This is a genomic window from Nitrospina gracilis 3/211 (genome assembly GCF_000341545.2).
GTDB classification, from domain to species: domain Bacteria; phylum Nitrospinota; class Nitrospinia; order Nitrospinales; family Nitrospinaceae; genus Nitrospina; species Nitrospina gracilis.
The window spans coordinates 50,424-66,831 of sequence record NZ_HG422173.1 but is presented as its reverse complement, the minus strand read 5'-3'; the positions used below and the strand labels follow the sequence as shown (position 1 = coordinate 66,831).

Genomic DNA, 16,408 nt, shown 5'->3' with positions numbered 1-16,408 from the left:
CGCCCCGGGTCACCGTATTGCGTAAGGCCGGAGTTCTCATCCACCCTGCCAGGATGGGGGCTCCGGCCTTTCTTTTTTTGTCTGAAACTATTTAACGGATCAATTCGCCGATTTGGCGCAACGAAAGCCGAAGGTGGAGTTGATGGTGCTGCCGTTGACGGGATTGCGGATGGAGATGGCGCCGAGCAGGGGCTGACTTCTCCAGCTTCCGCCTTTCAACAGGTAGGACTGTGACGGAGCGGACGAGGCCTGGGTCGGGTCCGCGCCTCCGGGACGGGAGACCGTTTGGGGGAGGCCCGTGGGATTCGGCACGGGTGTCGCTACCCATTCCCACACGTTGCCCGCCATGTCCAGAGCCCCCGTGGGACTTGCCCCCAATGGGAACGATCCGGCCGGGGCCACGCCGAGAAACCCGTCTTCTTCACCCAGCAGGTTGGCGCGTTTGGAACCGGATTTGCCCTCCCACGGCACGAGCCGTTGGGTTTGCCCGCGTGCCGCCGCCTCCCATTCCTCTTCTGTCGGCAGACGTTTTCCCGCCCACATGCAGTAATTGCGTGCGCTCGTCCAGTCGATGCCCATCGCCGGGCACTCCGGGCAATCATCGCCGCCCGTGTGCACGGTCTCGTCGTACTGAGGTTTGAAGAGCTTGAACTGTTTCACCTTTACTTCTGTCAGGTCCATGTAAAAACCGGGGAGCAGTTTTTTTGCGAGGCCGCGCGAGTTGTCGGTGAGGCGATGCTGCCCCGGGGGATCGAGCGGCACCAGGTACTCCCCCGCAGGAACATGCACCATGATGGATCCGTCCTTGCGGTTGATACGGGTTGGAGGAAACAGTTTCGTTTCCAAAACCGGTGCGGGTTTCAATTGTTTCACGCTTTTCTTAATCGGTTCGGATTGGGGCTTGGGGGGGTGGGTGTTTGGATTGGTGGGTGTCGGAGGGACGGGTTGGGAGTTGCCGTTTGCGGGGAGAACCGGTGTGTTGTTTTTCTTTTTGACATGCGGGTTGTGCGCCGGTTGCAGGTCCGCGGAGGCGCAGCCGCCCATCAGGAATACGATCAGGACTCTGGATAAAAGGGAATTCAACGTTTTGCCTGCTCGTCTTTCATGAATTGGTCGTACCTCTTTTTGAGCCGTTTGTAGGTGGTGAATTCTTTTTGCGCCTTGTCCAGGTCTCCCATCTGTTCATAGGTGTATCCCAGGCTGTAGTGCGCGTCCATATGTGCCGGGTCGTAGCGCAGTGCGAGTTGAAAGGATTCTTTGGCTTCCTCATACCGGCCCTGAAAATTGTATACACCCCCCAGACCATAATGCGCTTCGGCGTTTTTCGGATTTTTTTCCAGTGCCTGTTTGAACGACAACTCCGCACGTCCGAAGTCCTGGGCCTCAATGTGGTTGAGGCCTTCCTTCACGTATTCATTGCTTTTTTTGTCCGTGCATTGGGGTAGAATCGCAAGCAGAAGGAGCAATGCCGAAAGCTGGCAGATCCGGGTCACGGTACGCATCGAGCTTTCCTTTTGAAAGAAGAGGATAAGAAGAAGCCGGCCCCTGCGTCCGCACCGGTTTCTTAACCGAACAGTTCGATTCAATCATAACATTGTCCGATGTGAACCGCCATACCCGCTGGGTCCAACCGGCCCGGTTTCAGGCGGTTTGCGAGAGGGTGGGGTGGAGGAAACACGATGGCGGACTGGGTGACAGGGCTGAGCGTGGGCGGCACGGCGCTTCTGCTCGTTCTGCTGGCCGTGTTGACGTTGAAAGGGTACGGCGTCGCGCGCATCGGCTGGCTGAACCTGTCGCGCCTGAAACGTTTGCGCGAACGCATGGATGCCAGCACCGACACGGCGGAGAAGACGGCGCTTGAAGCCGTGCTGAATCGGTGCGACACCTTGCGCGCACGCTGGGTGCTGGATGAATCCGAATTACGTGTGTGGGACCACACCCGCGCGCTGCTGGAATCGGTGGCCGCGCCGTTTCATCCCAAATCGCATTCCCCCTTGCGTGAAGCGCGGCTCGGCAGACTGTTGGACGCCTTCCTCGAAATCCGCGACCAAGCGGAATCGCTCGCCCGCCAGCGCGGGGTGCGTCCTTTAACCCGGTTCCGCCTGCGCCATCTACGGTCCTTCCTTCGTGTTTGGAAACAGAAAACCCGGTGGGATGAATCGAAGGTGGGCCGCGCTGCCCGACGCTTCAGATTTTTTTCGATCACCCGTTGGGCGGTCATGGCGGCACGGCTTCTCGACCTCGCGTACTGGTCGGTGAAGTTGGGGTTTTATTTCGTGTACGACATCGCCTTCCGGGTCCTGCTTCTGCGCTGGTACCTGTCGGTGGGGGAGCTCGCCGTCCAGGTGTACCGCGATCGCGACCCCGACGCGACGGCGCCGGATGAAGACGTGCTGAAGGATCTGGATGACCTGCCGGAACCCGAACCGGTGGCGGAAAGCGTCCTGCCTCCCGATATGAAGGAACTGGTGCGCGCCTCGCGCAAACAGATTTTATTTCACACGCGGCCCCTCAAGTGGAGCGAAACCCGCGCCGTGTATCAGCAAATGGCAGCGGACATCGCGCGGCACCATCACCCGCATTCCGACGATCCCCTTTGGGAAGCCAGCCCGTACGATCTCCTGCTGGGGCTGGCCCGGTTCGCCGAGCAGGTGGCCGCCTTGCGGGAACAGCCGGTGCTGAGCAAACTCCTGGACCTGCGCCTGTCGCACATGCTGAGAATGAAAGACACCAGCGACTGGATTCTGGAGAGCCAGATATTCAATCTTCTGCGTAAATACAAGGTGGGTACGGCGGTGAAATATTCGACCCTCATCTACAAGGCGTTCCGGCGCGGGCACCCGGGTATCCTGTTCCGAGATTTTGCTTTCACGATTGCGCAGGAAGGGTTGAAGCGGTGGCTCATGGTGTACCTGCACGGCAAACTGGCTGTGCAGGTGCATTGGATTTACCGGAACCGGGCCGCAGCGCCTGCCGCGTCCTCACCTTTCCAAACCGAAGAACCGGCTCACGCCACGTCCAGCCGGTAAGCCGCGCGCACCCCGCCGAATATACATCCGCCCAGTGCGATGCTTTCTTCTGCTCCGGCGTCCACAGTTCTTTCCAGTGACACGGCCTTTCGATGTAGGCCGACCAGTCCATCGCCGTTGATTTCAGGTTCAATGACTGGAACCACGTTTCGAGAAGCGGGATGCTGGGAAACGTCGTGAGGCTCAGGTTTCGGTCCTTGTGCGGAAACGATTCGGGCAACGTGTAATCCTTTTTCTCCGCCTGGGTGAGCGTGGTGAACTGGATGGGGAGATTCAGCACTTCATCGGTCACATGGGGATGGATGCTGAGCGCGTCCTTGCCCTGCAAAGCCGCATACGCGGCGGTGAAGGTGTCGAGCAGGATCGTACCACGCGCGGCGCGTTTCATCAGGGTGAGCAGGCGGTACGGCTCCGCCGTGTAGTAGAGCATGCCGAAACAGAAAATCGTGTCGTACGCATCTTCGTCGCAGGTTTCCAGCAGATCGAAGGCGTCCCGCACTTCAAACCGGTATCGAGCCTGCGGTACCGAGCGATTGGCAAACAGGATTCCCGCGCGGCGGATCGTATCTGCTTCGGTATCGACGCCGTGCACGGAGGCCGCGTCCATCTGGAGTGCCGCATACGAGAACGTTCCGATGTGCGAGGCGAGGTCGAGCACTCGCGCACCTGCCACGTTATCCCGGTTCCGGTTCAAAAGGACATCCACGCGCGCGTTGAGGCAGGCGTGGTTGTAGGGAATGGCCCAGCGCGTGGCGCGGGTGTCGGTGGTCAGGAATTCGGAGTCGGGTGCGAAGAGCTGGAAGGATGCGGCCACGGCTGACGATTCAAAAAGGGTTGAGGGCAACGGCCTTTCATCATAGTCGTAACGGAAAATTTTGCAAGCCGGACGGGCGTAGGGGAGGAAGGCGGTTTCAGGACCAGTCCGTATTCAAAAAAACGCGTAAGGCCGCACCCCTGTCCTGCGACGAAAAAACCGATTGCCCCATATATATAAATATATGAATATACAGATATACTTGGAGGAGGGTCATGCAATCTGAAGGGGGAGCCAAAAGGGAGGTCTCATTGATTTTGCGTGTGCTTGCGGGCGTGTTGGTGGTCCTTTTCATGAATGTGGTCCCTTCGCAGGCGCGGGATAACACAATCATCCGTGTCGGGGGTTCGACCACGGTGTTGCCTATCCTCACGGTTGCCGCCGAGCGTTATCAGCAATTGCATCCAGAGGTGCGCATTACTGTCAACGCCGGGGGCAGTGGCGTGGGCATTCACGGCGTCGGGACCGGACGGCTGGACATCGGGCTCGCCTCGCGCCAGGTGTCGCCGGAAGAAATCGCGCATTACGGCGACGTGGGCTTGCAGGTGCATGTGGTGGGACGTGATGCTGTGGCCTGCGTGATCTCGTCGGAAGTGTACCAGGCCGGGGTGACATCGCTCAGCCGCGATGAGATTCGCGCCATTTACCAGGGGCGCATCACCAACTGGAAAGAGGTTGGGGGACCCGACCGCAGCATCATCGTCATTGACAAGGAACCGCACCGCGGCACGCGGCATGCGTTCATGCGGTTCGTGTTCGGCGACGAAAAAGCGCGGGCTCCGGGAGCGCGGCTGGTGACCGGATCGAACAACGAAGAGCAGGCCAAGATCGCGCAGAGCGACGCTGCGATTGGAATGTTGTCCCTGGCGTGGATCAATGCGGACGTTTCCGGTGTGGGCATTCGCACCGAAGGCCGGGTTATCCAACCTACGCTGGAAAATGTACGGAACGGGTTGTTTCCCATCGCGCGCAACCTGAACCTGATCACCGTCGGGCTGCCCCAGGGTGAGGTGAAAGCATTCATCGATTACCTGCTGGGGCCGAAGGGGCAGGCCATCGTGCAGAAATCCGGCTACATTCCGGTCAACGGCCCTGTGCCCGTCAACTGATTATCCATTTGCAGGAGGTCCTCTGCATGCAATTCCGCGCCCCGTCCATCGTCGTTTCTTCATACCGGGACCCGGCATTCTGGCTGACCGGAGCGATGGCGCTGGTGGCGTTGGGGGCCGTTGGGACGTTGTTCGTCTTCCTTTTATGGGAAAGCCTTCCCATCTTTTCACAACAGGGTGTTTCTTTCCTGACCGGTACCGAATGGTTTCCCGGTGAGGTGTATGGCGCACTGCCGATGATCGCGGGTACCTTGTGGGTGACGGCGATCGCTTTGGCGTTCACGTTGCCCGTGGCTCTGGGTGCGGCGGTGTTCACGTCGGAATTCCTCCCGTCTCGCGCGCGCCTCACCGTCAAGGCGGTGATGGAACTGCTCGCCGGGGTGCCGGGCATCGTGTATGGCCTGATGGGCGTCACACTGGTTGCCGTCTGGGTGCGCGATGTCTTCGGATTGATCGACGGCAATACGCTGTTCACGGCGGGATTGTTGCTGGCGGTGATGATCCTGCCGACGGTGATGACACTTGCCGAAGACGCCCTGCAGGCGGTACCGGGGGAGGTGCGTGACACGGCACTGGGCCTGGGCCTCACGCGGTGGGAGACGGTTCTGCGTGCGGTCCTGCCGCAGGCTGTGCCCGGCATCTCGGGTGCGGTGTTCCTGGGCATGGGGCGCGCCATGGGCGAAACCATCGCGGTGATGCTGGTGATCGGCGGACTAGACCGCATCCCCGACCCCTTGTTCGACGTGTTTCTTCCGGGGCAGAGCATCCCGTCCAAGATCGGCCGCGAAGCGGCGGAGTCGCTGGGATTTGGTCTGCAATGGCACGCGCTCATCGGGCTGGGGTTGATCCTGTTCATCATGGTCATGATGCTGTCGTGGATCGGCAACCGGCTTCTCAAAAGGGTGAAAGCATGAACCGGCGCGCATTCGAAAAGCTGGGGATCGCCTTCTCCGGCGCGCTTGCTGTTTTCGGCTGCCTCATTCTGGGATTCATTCTGGTGACGGTGTGGGTGCGGGGCGCTCCGGTTCTGGATTTGGCTTTTCTCACGGAACCGGCGTCCGGCTTTGGCCAGTCCGGGGGCGTTCGGTACCAGATTCTGGGAACGTTGCTGTTGATGACAGGCGCGGCCCTGGTGTGTCTGCCGGTGGCGTTGGGATCGGTGTTGTTCACAACAGAGTTCCTCCGCTCCCCGCTTTTAAAGAAAAGTTTTCGTTCCCTCATCTATTCGCTGAACGCCATGCCGACGGTGTTGTTCGGCCTCATGGGTTATATCGTGTTCGGTGTTTTATTGGACACGGGGGTGTCATGGCTCACAGGCACATTGATCCTCGCCATCATGATCCTGCCCACACTTCATATCAGCCTGCTCGAGACGGTCGAGTCGATTCCCACGCGCTATCGCGAGGCGGGGCTGGCGTTGGGACTGACCCCGGGGCAATTGATCCGGTCCGTCATTCTTCCGCACAGCGTGTCCGGGCTGGTTACGGGGACTTTGTTGGGTCTCGCCCGCGCGGCGGGTGAAACCGCGGCAATCATGTTCACCGCCACGGTGTTCTCCGGGGTCACCGTGCCGCGCTCGTTTTCCGAACCCGTCACCACCCTGCAGACCCACATCCTGGTGTTGGCGCAGGAGGCGCTCGACCCCCAAGCTGTATCTCAGGCATGGGGAGCGGCGTTTGTCCTGTTAATGGGGGTGATGGGGCTGATCGCACTTGCGTTGTTCTGGCGCACGCGCATTCAAATGGAGGCCCAACGATGAGCGATCAACCGGTGCTGTCGCTGGAAGCGGTCACTCTGCGTTACGGGGACCGGGTGATACTCGAAAACGGGTACGGGGTGTTTCCACGAAATTCGGTTTGTGCCCTCACCGGCGCATCCGGCAGCGGCAAGTCCACGCTGCTTCGAACGTTTTGCCGAATGAACGACGCATTGCCCGGTTTTGTCGTGGAAGGAACCGTTTCGGTCCTGGGTCAGGATATTTATAACGGTCCCGTGGATGAGTACACCTTGCGCCGCCGCGTGGGCCTGATTTTTCAGAAGCCTTGCATGTTCCCAAAAAGTATTTATCACAACGTGGTGTTTGGGTTGCGTCACCATCTCTCGGAAAAGAAAAGCGAGTTCCCCGAACGAGCTGAACAGGCGCTCAAAAAAGCATTTCTATGGAATGAAGTGAAGGATCGATTGGACGATCCGGCACCGACGTTGTCGCAGGGACAACAGCAACGCCTCGCCATTGCGCGAACCCTGGCGGTCGACCCGGAAATTCTTTTGATGGACGAGCCCACCTCGGCGCTCGATCCCAAATCCGCCCGAGCCATTGAGGAATTGATCCTGTCGCTCAAGTCACGGCACACGATTGTGTGGGTGACGCATCAGGTAGAGCAGGCCCGGCGCACCGCGGACTGTATTCTGCGCATGGAAAACAGGACGCTCAGGGTGGACAACGGGCAACCCATTTAACCCATCATAAACCCCCTGATTTCCCACTCTAACCATGCTTTTTCGCGTTGTGCTTTTAAAGCCCTGCACTTCCTTTTATAATCGGGAGATTGACAATCTGACCGGAATCTTCCGTCCATTATGAAAAAGCCGCGCACCGTACGCAAATCCAGTTTTTCCATTACGTCGGGAGACGACGCCCTGTCCACACTGGGTGAGGAATTACTAAAGAAGTACCCCGACATGCTGGAAAAAGTCGAACGGTTTCACCGGAGCGACAAGGCCGTGCGGCGCAAGGCGGAACCGGTGCTGGAGCTGTTTCCGTACGACTGGCGGGACCCGGAGTATTTTCTGGACGGGGTGATGCACTGTGTGCGCGGCAACTACCTTGGGGCGCTCGGCGTGTTCTCCGACCTAATGGAAAAAGAGCCGGAGGCCTACCCCGTCTACCACATGCTGGGTTATGTGTGTGGAAGCATGGGCAAGCACAAACTGGAAGCGGATTACTACCGCAAGGCGCTCAAGCTGAAACCCGATTCCGTGCAGGTTTATTATGATCTGGCTATTTCCTGCTGGTTGATGGGAAAGGACCAGCGAGCCTATGCCGCCATGAAGGACAGCGTTCAGCGGGTGCAGGACTTCAACGTGGCCGACCACTGGCTGACCTACGCCTCGGACAACCTGGGGCGGTACATCGATCCCGATACGCTGGCTGAGAAGGAAGAAGGCGAGAAAGTGCGGTGCCTGGCGCAGGCGTATTACATGCTGGGGCACGCATTCATCGAATACGGATTGAACGCGGAGGCGCGAACGGCCTTCAAAAATGCGTTGCGCATTCAACCTAAGTTCGCTGACGCCTATTTCGAACTGGGTGCACTGCATATCAAGAAACTGAGAAACAAGGAACGACGGAAAAAATACCTGAAGGAAGCCGAACACCTCTATGCTCAAAAAGGCGATTTATTGCGTGCGTCAATGGCTCAGCAGTTGAACCAGTCGCGCGAAGAAGCGCCGGAAGAAGACTCCGCAGAAGAATGGATGAAAGAAGGTCTTCGGTTGCAAACGCTGGGACTCTACCAGCGGGCCATCGACGCATACAAGATGGCCATCGCGTTTGAACCGAACTTTCTCGATGCCTATTACAATATGGGTGTCGCATACGGCAGCCTGGAAGAACAGGGGATGGACACGCTGGTCAGCGCCATCGGCGCGTTCAAGCAGTCGATCCGCCTCAAGCCCGATTTCATCCACGCTCACATCGCTCTGGCCGCCGCGTATCTGCGGCGGGGGAGTACCGCGATGTGATCTATGTCCTGGAGAAAGCGCGCGAAGTCGATCCGGACAATTACAACGTGTATTATTATCTCGGTACGGCGTATCGCTTTGAGGACCAGTTGGAAACCGCACTCGACATGTTCGAGCGGGCCGCGCGATTGGCGCCGGATTCCCTGCAGGTCCGGTTTTCACTGGGACTCGCCTGTATGGACTGCGGAAATCATGATGCGGCGCGCGACGCGTTCGTCGAAGTCCTGCGCATCAAGCCGGATTTTCCGGACGCACATTATCTTCTGGGGTACCTTTACCGCGAAGTATTCCACCTGGAAGAACCGGCGGTGGCGCATCTGAAAAAAGCCGAAAAGTTGTACCTCAAGTTGAAGGATCACGATCGCGTCGCAAAGATTCGCCAACTGCTTGTTGCCGCCCCAGAATGACCCTGCTTTTATGAAAACTTCCCAGACCCCTGTATTGCATTCAGCAGGACAACCCACAAGTTCCTGGTTGATGATCCTGCTCGCGGTTGTCCTTGTCGGGATTCCGGTTTCGGTGAGTGGGAAGGATTCGCCTTCTGAGCCAATGTCTGCATACGAGATGGCGGAGAAGGCGGTGATCGATACGCTTTATTACCGTTATGATCCGTGGTTCGATCGGTTCGCACGCCGTATCCGTGAATTGGAATCGAAGCCTGAGAGTATTCCCAATCAACTCGAACTCATGAAGTTGTACTTTTATTCCGCCGCGTTGTATGCGGAACTCACGCACACCCTGTCCTTTACTGAAAGTTACCAGGTAGAATCCATCCGGAAATCGTTTCAATCCAATTCGCAGAAGACCATTGACATCGCCAATAAACTGCTGGAACGCGAAAACCTGCGGCAGTCGGACCGTGCCGATGCGTTTTTCTTTCTCGGGGTGGCGGAAGGGTACGTGGCGCTTCTCGAATACGGCGAAGGGCATATTCTTTCGGCCTTGATCGACGGCCTGCGTGCAGACAATCATCTTGAAGACGCCCTCAGCCTCGATCCGCATCACGCCGACGCGCACGTGGGGCTTGGCGTATACCGCTATGGCAACACGCGGTTGGGGGGATTGGGCAATTTTATTCTGCAGGGGGGGCAGGACCTGCGCCTGACGGGACTCAAACACATTGAGCGTGCGCTGAAAAATAAAATTCTGTCCCGGCCGCTGGCGCTCAAAACGCTCATCTGGTTTTATATTTCCGAACAGATCAATCCGGCCAACGAAGGACTTGCCGAAAGCGATTCGCTGTCCCCCAAAACCGCGCGACGACGTGCGCTGGAGTTGATGAAGGAATATGAAACGCGTTATTTCACCAATGTCCCGATTGAAGGCTTTCCCGGCAACAAAGGATTTGAGATGATGCGCGCCATCCAGGCGGTGTTGGACGGCGACTATCTTTCGGCAAAAGAGCATTTCACCATGGCGCTTGATATCAGCCGGCACCTCATTGATCACCGTGGCTTCAAGGTCAACCCAAAGTATCTGGACACGGTGAAGGCGGGCATCGAGTTCTGCGATCTGATGTTGCTGGAGCACACCGCCAACCTGGCCAAAAAGCCCAACCCCCTATGCACCGGGGTCATTCAGCAGATCCGGTTCATTGAAAAAGGCGGAAGTATGGTGGAATACCAGTCCGCCAAAATCCGCCGTGAGATTCAGGACGTGTTCTACAACCGTTTGAAGAGCATGTCGAAAGAACACGACTGTTGAACGCCTGTTACAACGAATCTGCCTTTTTCTGAAAGCTGTAAGGAAACCCCTCTCCTCATCGACTAAGAGCGCAACGGATCACCATAAGGACGATTCCATGCTTGCGTTACCGAAATCAATTCTTTGGCTGGCGATGCTATTCCTGTTCGCAGGGTGGGATTTTTCCAAACACAGCGTGCCTGTGGAGGACATTGTCAGCGGCGGGCCGCCGAAAGACGGCATCCCCGCGATCGACAAACCGCGTTTTGTTTTTGCTCATCAGAATGAAGCGGATTTTATGGAAGATTCCGACCGGGTTCTGGGGATTACGGTTCATGGAAAAACGAAGGCGTACCCCATAAAAATTCTCAACTGGCATGAAATCGTGAACGACCGTCTTGGAGGGAAAGACGTGGTGATCACCTTCTGTCCGTTGTGCGGCACCGGCATGGTGTTTTCGCGGGAAGTCAACGGCCGCGCCATGACATTCGGAGTATCGGGCCTTTTGTACCAGAGCGATGTGTTGCTGTATGACCGGCAGACCGAAAGCCTATGGTCTCAGATCAAGCAGGAAGCGGTGGCGGGTTCCCTGACCGCCACGCGGCTGAACCTCCTTCCTTCCACACACACCACCTGGAGTCATTGGAAAGAAAAGCATCCGGATACCTTGGTGCTCTCGACAGACACAGGCTACAACCGGGATTATTCGCGCGATCCGTACGAGGCGTATTACGAAAGCCGCCAACTGATGTTCGGCGTCTCCAAAGTCAGCGCACGGTATCATCCGAAAGAACAGGTGATCGGCATCGTGATCGACGGTCAGGCCAAGGCTTGGCCTTTTTCGGAATTGGAAAAGGCGCGGCTTCCGGTGAAAGATGAAGTGGGTGGACAAACCATTCGCGTACGGTTCGATGCGGAAACCAATACCGCGGTGATTGAAAATACAACGGGCCGCGAGTTGCCGTCCGTGGTGGGATTCTGGTTCGCGTGGTACGCGTTTCATCCGAAGACCGAGGTGTTCACGGTCAAACCCTGATGTCTGTTATACTGACTCGAAAACCATCGGCCGGTTTGATAGGTGCGGCCAGAGGAGACGCATGAAGAAAAAAATCACAGTGCTGTTGGTATTTGTTCTGGCCATTGCGGCGTTTTATGTTTTCGACCTCGGCCGGTTTCTGTCGCTGGAAAGCCTGAAAACGCATCGTGACCAGTTGGATGCATTTTATAAAGCCAACACGTGGTCGATGATTCTGGGCTTCGTCGGCGTGTACATCGTGACCGTGGCGCTGAGTCTTCCCGGCGCGACGATCCTGACGCTCACCGCGGGGGCGATCTTCGGCGCGTGGACGGGGACTCTCATCGTCAATGTCGGTGCCACGGTAGGCGCGACGCTGGCGTTCCTGGTGGCGCGGTTCCTGCTTCAGGACTGGGTGGAAAAGAAATTCGGCGACCGCATCAAGACCTTCAATGATGGATTTTCAAATAATGCACTTGGGTACATTTTGTTTCTGCGGCTGGTTCCCCTGTTCCCGTTTTTCCTCATCAACCTTGTCTCCGGGCTGACGCGCGTCAGGCTCGGCACGTATTTCTTTGGCACCATGTTCGGCATCATGCCCGGTTCGTTCGTGTACGCCAACGCCGGAGCGAATCTCGCCTCCATCGACAAGCTGGGCGACATCGCCTCGCAGGAAGTGCTGGGATCGTTCGCTCTGCTCGGTCTGTTCGCCCTCATCCCAACACTATACAAACAATTCAAAGGTAAAAGAATCTGCCGCCGGAAGCGAAGGAAGCCGAAAGCGCCAACGACGCGTAGGATAAGAAACTTCTCTTTGTGGCCGTGGTTTTAGCCTGAATGATTGTTCAGGTTCTGGCGGAAGGTGGCGAAGATATCCTGAATGGGTGGGATGAGTTTCGCCTGCAATTCGTCCGGAACAAAATTGATTTTTTCCACCGGCCACTGTTCCATTGCACGCACGTCCAGCCGGTACGGCTGGTAATGCATCTCCAGGGTCTGCTCGTATCCGTAGATCAGGAGATACTGGTGAACCTTGTGATACCAGTCCAGAATTTCATCCTCTTCGGACAGGCCTCGAAGGAACGCCTGCGTCATGTCCTTGATGATACCCTCCGCATGTTCTATGAAATCCGGATCGTGCGCTTGCTCCAGCGTTTTGTAGAGAATGATGATGTCCTGCAGGAGATATTTGATCTGTTGCGGATCTTTGAGCGGCGGTTCGCGGTCGCGGTGCAGGTTCTGCTTCAGCTCCTTAACCAGACGCAGGGTGTCGTAAATTATGGACTGCTCCCACGTCGCCGTGTTCCATACGAAGATAGGCCTCACCCAGCGAACGGTTTCGGTGGAATCCTCCATGTGCATGGTGATGTTGGGTTTGATCTTGTTGGTGTAGGGGAGGCGGCCGCCCCACATCTTTAGCTTGAGATCCAGCCCCTCCGGCAAGAATGCATGGCGAAGGGTGGTGGAGTACACGCCGACCAGCTTTTCCAGGTTTTCGTGTTCCTCCAGCGGACCGCTGGAGGGCAGGTTGACGATGCAGTAATACCTCCAGATGCGCCGCTTGGATTTGCCGTTGGGTTCGGCGATGAGGTACGTGCCGCCCCAGATCCCGGACGAAATGGGAATGTCCATTCCGTAACGGCTTTGCATGACGGCGGAAACCGTTTCGGCGACGTTGCCGTACAGTTCATTCAAATGATAGAGATTGGTGTGCTGGTCCTCAGTAAAGACCGGGCCTGTTGTGGGAGGCAGTTCCATGGGTACCTGTTAACTTGCGGATGAACCTGGAAATTGAAAACGAACTCGAAAATGGCAGAACGATTTCAGGTCTCGAAATTGTATTCTGATTCCGAAAAAATTTCAAAGCCTGCTTTTCCGATGTAGACCGTGCAGGGTATATAATGAACACATGCAGGCACAGAACCCGGACCACCCGAAAGGAGGGGATATGAAGATCGGATTTGTGGGATTGGGAAAGATGGGCGCGAACATGGTCCAGCGGCTGATTTCCGAAGGACTCGAAGTTGTGGTGCATGATCGTTCCGAAGAGAAAATGGCGTTTGCGGTCCGGCAGGGGGCGCAGGCCGCCGATTCCCTCAACACGCTGGTACAGCGATTGCCGGAGAGAAAGGTGGTGTGGATCATGGTGCCCGCCGGGACCCCGGTTTGGGAAACGGTGGACGTCCTGTTGGAATTGCTCAACCCCAATGACATCATCATCGACGGCGGAAATTCCAACTGGCGGGAAACGGGGAAGGTGGCGGAAAAAGTGCATGACCGCGGCCTGCATTACATCGACTGCGGGACCAGCGGCGGTGTGTGGGGATTGAAGGAAGGCTACTGCCTGATGTACGGCGGCCATGATGAACCGTGCCGTTATATGGAACCCGTCTTCGAAGCGCTGGCTCCGGAGAACGGCCACCTCCACGTGGGCGCCAGCGGTTCCGGCCATTTTGTCAAGATGGTGCACAATGGCATCGAGTACGGCATGATGCAGGCGTATGCCGAAGGCTTTGAGATCATGAACAACTCTCCCTTCGACATCGACCTCCATGCGGTGAGCGAGGTGTGGCAGAAGGGAAGCGTTGTCCGGTCCTGGTTGCTGGATCTGGCGGCACGGGCGTTGAAAGACGACCCGAACCTGTCGAATCTGGAGCCGTACGTGGAAGACAGCGGGGAAGGACGCTGGGCGGTGCAGGCGGCCATCGATTTCGATACCCCGGCGCCTGTGATCACGCAGAGTTTGTTCGCGCGGTTTCAGTCGCGTCAGCAGAATTCGTTCGCCATGAAGCTCCTTGCAGCTCTTCGAAACCAGTTCGGCGGTCACGCGGTGAAAAGCAAATAGTGGGTGAAGGATTGTTTCAGGCCGGGGTTTCCGTTTTATAATGAAATGGATTCCGGTCATCCCACAAAATTCAGTTCATGCTATTTCGCGGGTAGGGGGGTATGGTCAAACTCGAAAACTGCATCCTCGTCATCTTCGGCGCCTCCGGCGACCTGACCCGGCGAAAACTTGTTCCGGGATTGTTCAATCTTTACCAGAAGGACATGCTTCCGGAAAAATTCGCCGTGCTTGGTGTCAGCCGCACCAAAATGACCGATGCCACCTTTCGCAAATCCCTTGCGGAGGGCGTTGAGGATGCCGAAGAAAAACTCCATCCCGAAGACTTCCGTAAATTCGCCAAAGCCCTGTATTACCAGTCCATCGATCCGGGAGAGTCCCGCGATTATGCCAAGCTGGCAAAACGTCTGAAGAAACTGGACGAGAGCCTGGGTACCAACGGCAATTTCATCTACTACCTTTCCATTGCGCCGTCGATGTATGAAATCATCATCGAGAACCTGGGTGCGGCGGGCCTGCAAAAGGAGAAGAAACACGATCAGGCCTACAAGCGCATCATCGTGGAAAAGCCGTTCGGCTACGACCTGGCCTCCGGACAGGTGCTCAACAAAAAACTCCTGAAGGTGTTCCGGGAGCCGCAGATTTACCGCATCGACCATTACCTCGGCAAGGAAACCGTGCAGAACCTCCTCGTGTTCCGCTTTTCCAACGGCATCTTCGAGCCGTTGTGGAACCGGAACTTCGTCGACCATGTGGAGATCACCGCCGCGGAAACCGTGGGCATAGGCACCCGCGGCCGGTATTACGACGCCTCCGGTGCCCTTCGCGACATGGTGCAGAACCACCTTCTTCAGATTCTCGGCATCATCGCCATGGAACCGCCGCCTTCGTTTGACTCGTTTTCAGTTCGCAACGAAACGGTGAAAGTGTTTCAATCCCTGAAACCCATTACAGAAAGCAATGTGGAGGCGTCGGTTGTGCGGGGCCAGTACACGAAGTCGCAGATCAACGGACAGATCATTCCCGGATACCGGGAAGAGGAGCACGTCGATCCCTTCTCGCGAACCGAGACGTTCGTGGCGATGAAGGTGTTCATCGAAAACTGGCGGTGGGGCGGGGTGCCGTTTTTCATCCGCACCGGAAAACGGCTGCCCACGCGCGTGACAGAGGTGGTGATTCATTTCAAAAGCACGCCGCATATCCTGTTCCAGCACAAGGGGGAGCATGTCTCCGTACCCAACCAGCTTATCATCCGCATTCAGCCGGACGAGGGCATTTTGCTCAACTTCGGAATGAAGCGGCCTGGCGCCGGGTTTCACGTGGAGAAAGTCAACATGGACTTTCATTACTCCGACCTGGGCGACACGAGCCTGGCGGATGCATACGAACGCCTGTTGCTGGACTGCATTCAGGGAGACCCAACGTTGTTTGCGCGTGGCGACGCGGTGGAATCCTGCTGGCGGTTCGTCGATCCCATTCTGGACCACTGGGCCTCCAAGCCGGACGAAGCCATCTACGGCTATCCCGCCGGTACGTGGGGTCCGCGCCAGGCCAATGCTTTGTTCTCCCAGCCTGGAATGGACTGGCATTACCCCTGCCGGAACCTGGTCGAAGACGGCCTGTTCTGCGAGCTGTAACCTCCCTCATGAAAGAATCACAAATCCACTGGTTCGTGCAAAAGGATGCGGAGACCACCGCTCACGCACTGGCGCAGGAGTGGGTGCGGCGCGCCGGGGTGGCGGAGTCCAACGGGTTGCCGTTCCGCATTGCACTTCCCGGCGGTTCGACCCCGCGACGCCTTCTGGAGATCGTCGCGCATCCGGACAACGCGCAGGCCATCGACTGGTCCTGCGTGCACCTGTTCTGGGGGGATGAACGGTGCGTGTCGCCGGACCATCCGGAAAGCAATTACCTCATGGCAGAGGAAGCCTTGATCCGGCACGTTCCTCTTCCTGATACCAATATCCACCGCATGCGCGGCGAGGACGATCCGCAAAAAGAGGTGGTTCGTTATGCGGAGGAACTCCGCCGCGCATTCGGGACTTCTGTGGATGCGGTGCCGCGCTTCGACTGGATTTTGCTTGGCATGGGCGCGGACGGGCACACGGCGTCGCTCTTTCCCGGTCAAACAGAGGTTCTGGATTGCCGCGAGCTGTGCGCCGTGGCCAGGCA

General features: G+C 57.3%; 16 protein-coding genes. 12 read left to right on the top strand and 4 right to left on the bottom strand.

All coding sequences use genetic code 11. The features are described 5' to 3' along the window. Positions 1–99 precede the first annotated feature (99 nt). The 3 genes from TX82_RS14860 to TX82_RS15525 all read right to left on the bottom strand — a co-directional run bounded on the left by TX82_RS14860 (position 100) and on the right by TX82_RS15525 (position 3,843). Positions 100–1,083, bottom strand: a complete 984-nt coding sequence (locus TX82_RS14860) for a formylglycine-generating enzyme family protein (protein ID WP_005006975.1) — start codon at positions 1,081–1,083, stop codon at positions 100–102. Next, the gene (locus TX82_RS00315) at positions 1,080–1,502 is read right to left on the bottom strand and encodes a tetratricopeptide repeat protein (RefSeq protein WP_005006973.1); all 423 of its coding nucleotides are present in this window, start codon (positions 1,500–1,502) and stop codon (positions 1,080–1,082) included. Before TX82_RS00315 ends, TX82_RS14860 begins: the two co-directional genes overlap by 4 nt. 1,399 nt (positions 1,503–2,901) lie before the next feature. Continuing rightward, complete coding sequence (locus tag TX82_RS15525) at positions 2,902–3,843, bottom strand: class I SAM-dependent methyltransferase (protein WP_005006966.1); 942 nt, start codon at positions 3,841–3,843, stop codon at positions 2,902–2,904. 215 nt (positions 3,844–4,058) lie between these two features. On the opposite strand from TX82_RS15525, the gene TX82_RS00300 reads away from it, so the two are divergent. The 9 genes from TX82_RS00300 to TX82_RS00260 all read left to right on the top strand — a co-directional run bounded on the left by TX82_RS00300 (position 4,059) and on the right by TX82_RS00260 (position 12,226). Next, positions 4,059–4,952 carry a phosphate ABC transporter substrate-binding protein gene (locus TX82_RS00300; protein ID WP_005006965.1) on the top strand — a complete coding sequence of 298 codons (894 nt, stop codon included), beginning with the start codon at positions 4,059–4,061 and terminating at the stop codon, positions 4,950–4,952. 26 nt (positions 4,953–4,978) lie between these two features. Then, entirely contained in the window at positions 4,979–5,866 is an 888-nt protein-coding gene (gene pstC / locus TX82_RS00295) for a phosphate ABC transporter permease subunit PstC (RefSeq protein WP_005006963.1), read from the top strand. Continuing rightward, complete coding sequence (locus TX82_RS00290; RefSeq protein WP_005006959.1) at positions 5,863–6,711, top strand: PstA family ABC transporter permease; 849 nt, start codon at positions 5,863–5,865, stop codon at positions 6,709–6,711. The genes pstC and TX82_RS00290 overlap by 4 nt, the downstream gene beginning before the upstream one ends. After that, positions 6,708–7,412 (top strand): phosphate ABC transporter ATP-binding protein, encoded by a 705-nt coding sequence (locus tag TX82_RS00285; RefSeq protein WP_005006957.1) that lies wholly within the window; start codon positions 6,708–6,710, stop codon positions 7,410–7,412. Before TX82_RS00290 ends, TX82_RS00285 begins: the two co-directional genes overlap by 4 nt. Positions 7,413–7,532: 120 nt before the next feature. Next, the gene (locus TX82_RS00280) at positions 7,533–8,696 is read left to right on the top strand and encodes a tetratricopeptide repeat protein (RefSeq protein WP_005006955.1); all 1,164 of its coding nucleotides are present in this window, start codon (positions 7,533–7,535) and stop codon (positions 8,694–8,696) included. Beyond that, positions 8,693–9,103 carry a tetratricopeptide repeat protein gene (locus TX82_RS00275; RefSeq protein ID WP_005006953.1) on the top strand — a complete coding sequence of 137 codons (411 nt, stop codon included), beginning with the start codon at positions 8,693–8,695 and terminating at the stop codon, positions 9,101–9,103. The genes TX82_RS00280 and TX82_RS00275 overlap by 4 nt, the downstream gene beginning before the upstream one ends. 142 nt (positions 9,104–9,245) lie before the next feature. Then, complete coding sequence (locus tag TX82_RS00270) at positions 9,246–10,400, top strand: hypothetical protein (RefSeq protein ID WP_144079037.1); 1,155 nt, start codon at positions 9,246–9,248, stop codon at positions 10,398–10,400. Between the two features lie 97 nt (positions 10,401–10,497). Then, on the top strand, positions 10,498–11,415 hold the full coding sequence (locus TX82_RS00265) for a DUF3179 domain-containing protein (protein ID WP_005006950.1): 918 nt from the start codon (positions 10,498–10,500) through the stop codon (positions 11,413–11,415). A 61-nt stretch (positions 11,416–11,476) separates the two neighbouring features. Further along, positions 11,477–12,226 (top strand): TVP38/TMEM64 family protein, encoded by a 750-nt coding sequence (locus TX82_RS00260; RefSeq protein ID WP_005006947.1) that lies wholly within the window; start codon positions 11,477–11,479, stop codon positions 12,224–12,226. Here the strand turns inward: TX82_RS00260 and TX82_RS00255 are convergent. Next, entirely contained in the window at positions 12,223–13,152 is a 930-nt protein-coding gene (locus TX82_RS00255) for a hypothetical protein (RefSeq protein WP_005006945.1), read from the bottom strand. The genes TX82_RS00260 and TX82_RS00255 overlap by 4 nt on opposite strands. Positions 13,153–13,342: 190 nt before the next feature. Between TX82_RS00255 and gnd the strand changes: the two genes are divergently transcribed. From gnd to pgl, 3 genes are all read left to right on the top strand, one after another. After that, positions 13,343–14,239, top strand: a complete 897-nt coding sequence (gnd, locus tag TX82_RS00250; protein WP_005006943.1) for a phosphogluconate dehydrogenase (NAD(+)-dependent, decarboxylating) — start codon at positions 13,343–13,345, stop codon at positions 14,237–14,239. Positions 14,240–14,340: 101 nt separating this feature from the next. Continuing rightward, positions 14,341–15,873: a glucose-6-phosphate dehydrogenase gene (gene zwf, locus TX82_RS00245; RefSeq protein ID WP_005006942.1), complete on the top strand. Its 1,533-nt coding sequence runs from the start codon at positions 14,341–14,343 to the stop codon at positions 15,871–15,873. An 8-nt stretch (positions 15,874–15,881) separates the two neighbouring features. Further along, a partial coding sequence (pgl, locus tag TX82_RS00240) for a 6-phosphogluconolactonase (RefSeq protein ID WP_084603871.1) occupies positions 15,882–16,408 on the top strand: 527 nt, incomplete at its 3' end.

What these genes read in the sequence shown, in the direction of transcription:
- TX82_RS00315 (WP_005006973.1), bottom strand. Translation starts at nt 1,502, where the DNA reads ATGCGTACCGTGACCCGGATCTGCCAGCTTTCGGCATTGCTCCTTCTG.
- TX82_RS00300 (WP_005006965.1), top strand. Translation starts at nt 4,059, where the DNA reads ATGCAATCTGAAGGGGGAGCCAAAAGGGAGGTCTCATTGATTTTGCGT.
- pstC (WP_005006963.1), top strand. Translation starts at nt 4,979, where the DNA reads ATGCAATTCCGCGCCCCGTCCATCGTCGTTTCTTCATACCGGGACCCG.
- TX82_RS00290 (WP_005006959.1), top strand. Translation starts at nt 5,863, where the DNA reads ATGAACCGGCGCGCATTCGAAAAGCTGGGGATCGCCTTCTCCGGCGCG.
- TX82_RS00285 (WP_005006957.1), top strand. Translation starts at nt 6,708, where the DNA reads ATGAGCGATCAACCGGTGCTGTCGCTGGAAGCGGTCACTCTGCGTTAC.
- TX82_RS00280 (WP_005006955.1), top strand. Translation starts at nt 7,533, where the DNA reads ATGAAAAAGCCGCGCACCGTACGCAAATCCAGTTTTTCCATTACGTCG.
- TX82_RS00270 (WP_144079037.1), top strand. Translation starts at nt 9,246, where the DNA reads ATGTCTGCATACGAGATGGCGGAGAAGGCGGTGATCGATACGCTTTAT.
- TX82_RS00265 (WP_005006950.1), top strand. Translation starts at nt 10,498, where the DNA reads ATGCTTGCGTTACCGAAATCAATTCTTTGGCTGGCGATGCTATTCCTG.
- TX82_RS00260 (WP_005006947.1), top strand. Translation starts at nt 11,477, where the DNA reads ATGAAGAAAAAAATCACAGTGCTGTTGGTATTTGTTCTGGCCATTGCG.
- TX82_RS00255 (WP_005006945.1), bottom strand. Translation starts at nt 13,152, where the DNA reads ATGGAACTGCCTCCCACAACAGGCCCGGTCTTTACTGAGGACCAGCAC.
- gnd (WP_005006943.1), top strand. Translation starts at nt 13,343, where the DNA reads ATGAAGATCGGATTTGTGGGATTGGGAAAGATGGGCGCGAACATGGTC.
- zwf (WP_005006942.1), top strand. Translation starts at nt 14,341, where the DNA reads ATGGTCAAACTCGAAAACTGCATCCTCGTCATCTTCGGCGCCTCCGGC.